6 protein-coding genes are annotated in these 8927 nt (G+C 46.2%); 3 read left to right on the top strand and 3 right to left on the bottom strand.

What is annotated here, in order from left to right:
• Window positions 1-848, bottom strand: an 848-nt coding sequence (arsM, locus tag F6K38_RS29880) for an arsenosugar biosynthesis arsenite methyltransferase ArsM (RefSeq protein ID WP_287358701.1), incomplete at its 3' end; no start/stop codon positions are given.
• A gap of 1033 nt (window positions 849-1881) precedes the next feature.
• Between arsM and F6K38_RS29875 the strand changes: the two genes are divergently transcribed.
• Both F6K38_RS29875 and F6K38_RS29870 read left to right on the top strand, forming a co-directional pair.
• Entirely contained in the window at window positions 1882-3861 is a 1980-nt protein-coding gene (locus F6K38_RS29875; RefSeq protein ID WP_287358700.1) for an AMP-dependent synthetase/ligase, read from the top strand.
• A gap of 758 nt (window positions 3862-4619) precedes the next feature.
• A complete protein-coding gene (locus F6K38_RS29870; protein ID WP_044495479.1) occupies window positions 4620-5069 on the top strand; it encodes a YlqD family protein in 450 nt (149 codons plus the stop codon).
• A gap of 110 nt (window positions 5070-5179) precedes the next feature.
• Here F6K38_RS29870 and F6K38_RS29865 read toward each other — a convergent pair whose 3' ends face one another.
• The gene (locus F6K38_RS29865; RefSeq protein ID WP_287250086.1) at window positions 5180-5659 is read right to left on the bottom strand and encodes a hypothetical protein; all 480 of its coding nucleotides are present in this window, start codon (window positions 5657-5659) and stop codon (window positions 5180-5182) included.
• Between the two features lie 163 nt (window positions 5660-5822).
• Window positions 5823-6566, bottom strand: coding sequence for a PEP-CTERM sorting domain-containing protein (locus F6K38_RS29860; protein WP_008190414.1), 744 nt, complete (start codon window positions 6564-6566; stop codon window positions 5823-5825).
• An 801-nt stretch (window positions 6567-7367) separates the two neighbouring features.
• On the opposite strand from F6K38_RS29860, the gene F6K38_RS29855 reads away from it, so the two are divergent.
• A complete protein-coding gene (locus F6K38_RS29855) occupies window positions 7368-8675 on the top strand; it encodes a dihydrolipoamide acetyltransferase family protein (RefSeq protein ID WP_287312507.1) in 1308 nt (435 codons plus the stop codon).
• Window positions 8676-8927: the final 252 nt, after the last annotated feature.

Genomic DNA, 8927 nt, shown 5'->3' with positions numbered 1-8927 from the left:
AGGATGTGTCCCGCATTGTCATCAAAAAACTCTTCCGCGCCCATGTAAATTGCTGTTTTGCCAGTAAAAATACATGGTCCATCCTCTGGGATCACAACTTTGAAAGAAACAGAATCCAGACTTTCCAGCAGCAGGGGTTCTTCGAGGTTGTAGTTTTGGCAATCCAGAAGCCGATAGGGACGCTTTGCTCGAATTTCTACTTGACCAAAACCTGACCTGACCAAGTGCTGGACATAGGATTGATAAGTGAGGGCACCAGACAGACACATAGCTCGTAGCCGCTCATCTTCCTGTAGATGGGGTGGAATCGGACGAGTTGCAATGGGGTCACTCATTAACAGTCGTCCACCTGGTTTTAAGACTCGATAGGCTTCTTTGAGTGCCTTCATCAGGTCAGCCGGTTCAAAGATGTTGAATAGGCAATTCTGAGCAACCACATCTACAGAATCATCTGGCATAGGTAGGGCAAAGGCATCCCCTTCCCGAATTTCCACAAAACTCTGGTCAAACCAGGAATTGTCTTGAGCAGCAATCTTCAGGTTACGGGTAGCCGCCTCCCGCATGGCCTGAACTGGCTCAACAGCAATCACACCCCCTGGACGTTGGGAAAAATAAGCAAACTGTAACGCCTCTAAACCACCACCAACACCGACATAGAGGACCGTTGGCTGATTGCTGAGTTCCGTGGGATGTACCGTCGTACCGCAGCCATAATTCATATCCGCCATCATTGGAGGAATTTTCAGTCCTGGCAGTTGTAAGGGGCTACTTTGGACACAACACAAACCAACTTGGGGTGTTTGGGCGACTTCAGAATAAAATTCAGCAGTTGTTTCGAGATAGGTCATCAGAATCCTTTACTTGGCAAAGATGGTAATGCTATTGATAGTAGGGTGGAAATTGAAAACTAATTCTGAACCAGTATAGTTCCTCAGTTGAGCGTTAATGCTACAAAATTCATGTATCCTCTGATCCCAAATCCCGGTTCAAAACCCCGTTGATTATTTTGATCATCTAGTCAGCGAAGTGCGGACTTTGTCATCTTCAAGAAGGCTTCGCCTATGTCTAGCCGCGATTTATAGCAGAAGTCAGAAGTCCTTTGTCAGAAGTCAAACTCTTGCGCTTACTTAGGTTTGAGACTTTTGTCATGTCCTAACTGCCCTGTCTTGATGCAAAGCGCGAGTGGGGGAAACCCCCAAGACCGCGCTGCATCGCTGGCGACTGCTATATTATTCGTTTAGGCTATAGGGAAGCTACAATAGGGAATTTGGAATTAACGCGCTGTTGCAGGCTTTTGCTCCAATTTGTCTTCAGGTAAGCAACGGTACAATCCCTTGCCTCACCCTTAGATGCTATTAAACTCATGCCAGATGAATTTTTCGAGTAGTACACCATGAATTTTTACTGAGATTACCACGCGATCGCTCATGCTTAGGGTATAGGATGCTGGGGTAATCAGGTGATCAGGTCATGGGGTGACTCGGGTGACTTAAGCATTCAGCCGTCAGCTATCAGCTATCAGCTAGCAGTTATAGCGCTACGCGCAAGCTTAAAGGAACTTGCGTCAGAAGTCAAAAGTAAGCTATGACTAAGTTTCGGAGTTTAGGAATGTCAAACGTCTGAATGCGTAGTGCTATATCAGCTAATGCGCTACAGATGGTGCTACTGATCGGTGCTTTTGAATAAAACAGGTAAGCATTCGAATAATGCTGAGTTACGGAAAGCACCGATCAGTAGCGTGAGCCAAAGGCTGACGGCTGACGGCTGAATGCTTACACAGAAACTAAGACAGAAACAATTGTGTCCACTCAACACCCCCAATCACCTCTGAGCATAAGAGTATGGTAGAAAGAGCTACCATTACAATCAGGGAGTTGATGAATGTCGAAAAACCAGTATGCAGAACGCCTCAGACAACAAGAGAGAGTTTACCTCAAGCGTGTTGCTGATTACTCTTCACTAAAGTCGATACCAGAAATATGGCCCCTTGCTGCCCAACGCTTTGGGTCAATCATTGCTCTGCAAGACCCTCACGCTGTGGGAGCTCATGGTGCTCCAGCCTCGACCCTAACCTATACCCAGTTGCACGAGCAAATCGAGCAATTTGCGGCTGGATTACAATCCCTAGGTTTCCAGCCAACACTGGATGAGAAGGGTATTCCTACCCGAATTGCTTTATTTGCTGATAACTCTCCTCGATGGCTAGTTGCCGATCAGGGGATCATGACTGCAGGAGCAGTAAATGTGGTGCGCTCAGGTCAAGCAGAACGGCAGGAATTGCTTTATATTCTCCAAGATAGCGGTAGCACGGCTCTGGTAGTAGAACACCTCAAAACTTTGGAAAAATTAGGCGATCGCTTGGATGGGCTACCGATTGAATTAGTGATTCTCCTTTCTGAAGAACAACCACTATCGACCGGATCATCCCGACAGATTGTTAACTATACTCAACTCATGGAAGCCGGGGCATCTCGGTCTGTTACCAAAGCTAACCACAACCGGGAAACCTTGGCAACTCTGCTGTATACATCTGGTACCACAGGCAAACCCAAAGGGGTGATGCTGAGCCATGGTAATCTCCTGCATCAGGTCAACACCCTTGGTACAGTAATAGCAATCGAAAAAAGCGATCGCGTTCTTTCTATCCTGCCTACCTGGCACGCCTACGAACGCTCAGCGGAGTATTTTGTGTTATCTCAGGGTTCCACCCAGATTTACACCAACCTGCGCCATGTCAAAAAAGACCTTAAAACCTTCAAACCTAACTTTATGGTCGGAGTACCCCGACTGTGGGAATCGATTTATGAGGGGGTGCAAAAGCAGTTTCGTGAGCAACCGGAAGGTAAGCAGAAATTAGTCCAAAACCTGCTAGGGTTCAGTCAACGCTACATTGAGGCACGGCGGCTTGCTCAGGGGTTGACCTTAGATAATTTAAATCCTTCACCCATCCAAAAACTATTGGCCACAGTGCAAGCTTCCTATTTATGGCCGGTTCATCAATTGGCTAATAAACTAGTTTATCAAAAAGTCCGGGAAGCCACTGGGGGAGAAATCAAGCAAGTCATTAGTGGTGGGGGTTCCTTAGCGAGGCACCTGGATAACTTCTTTGAGATTATTGGTGTCGAAGTCCTAGTCGGCTATGGCTTAACCGAAACATCTCCCGTTACTAATGCCCGGCGTTCCTATCGTAACCTGCGTTTTAGTGCTGGACCACCTTTACCGGAAACTCAAATCCGGATTGTTGACCCTGAGACTCATCAGCCTTTACCCCAAGGTCAAACCGGCTTGGTGATGGTAAAAGGACCACAGGTGATGCAGGAATATTATCACAAACCAGAAGCTACCGCTAAGGCAATTGATCGAGACCGGTGGTTTGATACAGGGGATTTAGGTTGGGTGACCCCCCAGAATGATTTAGTCCTCACTGGCAGAGCAAAAGATACTATAGTTCTGACCAATGGAGAAAATATCGAGCCACAACCAATAGAAGATGCTTGTTTGCGCAGTGCTTACATTGACCAGATTATGCTAGTGGGTCAAGACCAAAAGGCATTGGGTGCCTTAATAGTACCAAATCTAGATGCCTTGCAAGGGTGGGCAGCGGCTCAAAATCTTACCCTTGATGTATTCGCTCAAGATGTTGATTTAAATACTAAAGAGGTTCAGACGTTATACCGGACTGAATTAAACCGAGAAGTCCAAAATCGACCAGGTTATCGCCAAGATGACCGCATCAGCACCTTTAGGCTGATTCTAGAGCCGTTTTCCCAGGAAAATGGCATGATGACTCAAACCTTTAAAATCCGACGACCTGTAGTCACAGAACGCTATCGCGCTATCATTGACGGGATGTTTGCGTGAAGTACCCCAACCGGCTTGACCAAAGGTCATGGGATTGCTCGCATTCTCAGGTCAATTCAGGGACGGTCTTATTCGTCTTATCGGCAAAGCCGACGCGGGGCGCGTTCGGGTTTCCCGCGCGCGTCCCCGACGCCTAAACCAGAGGCGCTTTCCTAGGCCGGGGAACCCGGCCTAGGAAAGCGCGCCTGCTGGAATTGGTCGTTGACGAGGCGTCCACAGGCAGACATCCGCCTTCTATCGACGTATAACTTTTACGACAGACTTACCATGGAATTACAGCTCTATGGCTAACCAGCCGGGGCAAGTCTCTTCCGGGAGACTAAACCTTAGAATAAGGCAGCCTTAATCATAAAGTTTTAACCCTTTTACCCATAGCCGACAAACCATAAAGGCTGCCTTATTCTTGCGGTAACTTCTGACCCTGAGCTCTGAAGCGTACTTTGTACACCTTTGATAAGGTAGCCTTTTAGTCAGTCAGGCGGGTCAACGACCAAGTTGATTATATCACGAATCGTCGTAAGTTGAGGCGCGACCCCGTAATTTAATTCTTCAAGCGGAAAGCGCGCCTCCGTAGTCTCGCTATCCATCCCCACCTTCAAAGAAGGTGGGGAATTCCGCGAGTTTCTGTTAAAACGTTAGAAGGTTTAGAGGTGCGGGCCTCAAACCTTGAGACTGAACCTCAATCTTCTTTTGAAGAATTATTGAGCAATATCACCAGTCAAACTCTCAATCCCTCAAAGTTACATAGTGGAACGCATATGGACGACTCTAATAAGAACTTACTCTTGAAACGGCCAATTAATATCAAAGCCATCGTTACCCCTCGATGGAAGGAAGAGGTTCAGCAACAACTACAAAATCAAATCAACCAACTCGACGGCCAACTGCAACAGATTGATCTGCAGGGACAAAAAGCGATCGCTGAGATTAAAAACCAGAGCGTGAATCCTCCTGGTCCTCAGGTATCGCAACAAATTGAAAGCATTCAAACCCAGGTCAATCAAAAGAAAAGTGAACTGCTAGAGCAGAAAAACCAGCAACTTCAGCAACTACAACAAGTCCAAACCCTCGAACTCGACCAGGAAGTTAGTCAAGGTCAGCTAGAAAGCTTCTTCAGGGTGGAAGAAGGAGATAACCTAGTCAAAAAGATGAACGTGGAAATTCTGCTGCGGGATGGGGTTATCGAAGAGATTCGCGGTGATATTTAACGGAAACACAGGACATGAATAAACAGGGATACACGGATATCTGATTATCCGTGTATCCCTGTTTAAAAATCTCTGTATTGTCTTTCACGCCTTTGCCATTGACCCAGCCATTACTGGCAAAATTCCGTTGACCAATCCTGATGACCCCGTCCCTCTCGACAGGTAAACTGTTGACCAGCCCACATGATCTGCCACTTTTTGCCAGTTTGGGCTGATTCCTTGGGTGATAACTCAATACGATACCGGATGCCACGTACAGAGTCATCCGGTAAACCCGTTTGAGTGATGGTGACTACCGCTTGATCAGGTTGAGGATAATCTACCTTGACCTGTTGATCAAAGTTTCCTTCAATCAACGATTGGTTTTGACCAAAGGTAGATAATGCGATCGCTTTTGGATCGGCACCAATCAGTTGATCCGGTTTTGCCTTATTGGCTAGGTCAATGGCTTTATAGTCTTCTCGCTTAGTCTGGACATTAGCAGGAGACTGAATTGGTTTGGGTTCAGGGGGTTTGCTAATCAGATTGCAAGCACTCAGGATTAGGATAATACCTGTAAGCGCGGTCAGGGAAAGTTTTTTGTTAAGCATCTCATATCAAGTTGCATTCGATAGAAATCAAGCTAACTTGTCGGCTGTTGACAGTCAACTCTCAACGATCAACATTTAACAGTCAACAGTCAACACTTAACACTTAACACTTAACAAAACACATTATCCCCGGGGGCCCAAGTCCATCTAATTACTGATGGCATTATTTATAGCGCTTGAACACTGACCCAGCACCGATAGCACCCAACATCAACAGACCCAATGTCGAAGTTGGTTCGGGAACTTTCTTAGAAGGCTTAGGGGGATCTGGGAAATCGGTAAACTTGATGCCAGAAACCGCACCACTTCCTGGTAGTTTAATATCCAGCTTGGTCACTGAATACTCAGGAAGATAGCTGAAATCGTAAGTGGATAGGGAGTTGTCTGTGCCAAATTTTAGTGATTGTTTCTCTGTTGTGCCATCCTCCAGAAACGCTTTAACATATCCGTTTTTATTCTTCGGATTCTCATCAATGTCTAGAAGCGTGACGTAATCAACAGAAACGGCTTGATCAAAAACAAAGGAAATGATACCACCGCCAGCCCAGTCATCGGGTGTTTTACTTTTGTCCTCGTTGATAATTAGAACGTTACCCTGTGGCTTCGTACCAAATGAAGGTCCCGTGGCTAAGTCATCGTCTCCACCGGTGCATGTAATCCCAAAATCAGGTCCGCAATTGCTGTTGAATAACCTTAAGGGATGATTAGACCCTTTGTTACTGGTTATATGCACACCGAATTTTGCCCATTGCTCACCAATATTTTTCTTAGTCCCCGCCTTGAGAATGTTACCAGCATCATCCTTTTCAAAATCCAGTAAGTATTCATCAGCTAGAGCGGGATTACCACCTACTGTTCCCAAAGTAACTAAGGCAGCTGTGAGCGTAACTGTTGATAACTTTTTCATGGTTTTTCAACCCCTCAATACTGACTTAATTTTAGCGCTAAAATCTTTTTTTATATCTTTTTTTGAGGATTTTTATTAACCTTTACTATCTACTATTCAGGTAATATAGCAGAATTCTGAATTCTGAATTCTGAATTCTGAATTCTGAATTTAAACTCTTGCCATACTGTAGTTTGAGACTTTTGTCATGTCCTAATTACCCTGGCGACTGCTATAAATAGATTATTATATAGCAATCCTCAATCATTTTTAAAATCACTGGACTTATTAAAAAATAGCTCCAACTCCGGTCCCTTCTGCCTTCTGCCAGCCCCCCTTATTAAGGAGGGGGGATTACTCCTGCATTAAAGCAGCCCATTTATTTCACGAATCAGATCGGATTGCTATAGTTATTTTATGGTTAATTAACCTATAGATTAGGTATAAGTTTCCTCTCTTGGGATAAATTATTCATTTCTTTAACGTTTGAGTCGGTTAATTAAAGATTCAGTGAAATGACCTTCATCCGGCCACCAAAATCGATAGGATTTAAGGTTATACTAAACTAGCTCTTAGACTGACCCTCTCAGCAGTCAACCGATAAGAGCTATTAGCATGTATAGAGTGATTGGTAGCTACCCACTCCCCTAATCCCTAATCCTGAGCAAAAAGAGGATATCCGTATTGTATAAAACCATCGAAGCCCTCTGCCTCATGGTTTCTTTACACAGTACGATGGCTTTGTGGGGCTTATTCAAGCTACAATGCAAGCTGGCATAATGTTTTTGCTAGCTCACTAGAATTGATTTAGAAGACCACCCCATGATTCACGAAGTTTTCATGCCCGCCCTCAGTTCAACCATGACCGAAGGCAAAATAGTTTCCTGGGAAAAATCTCCCGGAGACAAAGTCGAAAAAGGTGAAACCGTGGTGGTGGTTGAGTCGGATAAGGCTGATATGGACGTTGAGTCCTTCTATGAAGGATATCTGGCCACAATCACGGTATCAGCTGGTGACTCTGCTCCGGTGGGAGCCCCGATTGCTCTGATTGCGGAAACGGAAGCGGAAATTGAAGCAGCTAAACAACAAGCTGCCCAATCTACACCAGCTACTGACACAGCAACGCCTCAGCAAGCAACGGCCTCAACCCCAGAACCGGTACAGACCGCTCCTGCTGCCATTGCTGATACTCCCAGCCGCCGTAATGGACGAATTATTGCTTCTCCCCGAGCTCGTAAACTAGCGAAGGAATTAAGGGTTGATCTGAATACCTTAAGAGGAAGTGGTCCCCATGGCAGGATTGTGGCTGAGGATGTGGAAGCAGCAGCAGGTAAAGTCAGTACTCCCCCAGCACCAGCCACCACCCCAGCAGCACCGCCGACACCGGCTGTAATGCCCACTCCCACCCCAGCAACTATGCCAGCTCCTCTGCCAGCACCTCCTGCGGCTGTACCCCTGGGAGAAGTGGTGCCGTTCAATACCCTGCAAAATGCAGTGGTGCGGAATATGATGGTCAGCCTGCAAGTGCCTACCTTCAGGGTTGGTTACACCATCACTACGGATGAGTTGGATAAGTTATACAAAAAAATCAAGCCTAAGGGTGTTACGATGACAGGGCTGCTAGCTAAGGCAGTAGCGGTTACCTTGCAGAAGCATCCCTTGGTCAATGCTAGTTATACCGAACGGGGAATTCAATATCACAGTTCCATTAATGTAGCTGTGGCTGTGGCAATGGCTGATGGTGGCTTGATTACCCCAGTATTGCGCCATGCGGAGCAGCTGGATATTTATTCTCTGTCTCGCACTTGGAAAGATTTAGTAGACCGTGCCAGAACTAAGCAGTTGCAGCCAGAGGAATATAATTCCGGTACTTTCACCCTATCCAATTTAGGCATGTTTGGTGTAGACCGGTTTGATGCGATTTTGCCCCCAGGACAGGGTTCTATTTTGGCCATTGGTGCATCCCGTCCTACTGTAGTAGCTAGCCCTGACGGCATGATGGGAGTAAAGCGTCAGATGCAAGTGAATATTACCTGTGACCACCGGATTATCTATGGTACTGATGCGGCAGCGTTCTTGCAAGACTTGGCGAAGTTGATTGAAACTGAACCGCAATCGTTAACTCTTTAAGTCATTAATCGTAGGGTGGGCAGTGCCTAGCAAAGCCCTTTGCAAGCTTGATTATCTGTCTGGTGCACTGCCCACCCTACATGAACTTTGGGTTAAACCTAGTCATTAATGGTAAGGTGGGCAGTGCCTAGCAACGCCCTTTGCAAGCTTGATTATCTGTCTGGTGCACTGCCCACCCTACATGAACTGCTTGATCACTGAGAGGGGCGCACGGTTGGTTGTGCGCCCCTCTCAGTAAAATTGTTCACTATT

The organism is Moorena sp. SIO3B2, assembly GCF_010692525.1.
In the GTDB taxonomy this organism is placed as follows: Bacteria; Cyanobacteriota; Cyanobacteriia; order Cyanobacteriales; family Coleofasciculaceae; genus Moorena; species Moorena producens.
The sequence above is the reverse complement of the archived record's forward strand: the minus strand, read 5'-3'. Positions and strand labels throughout refer to the sequence as shown.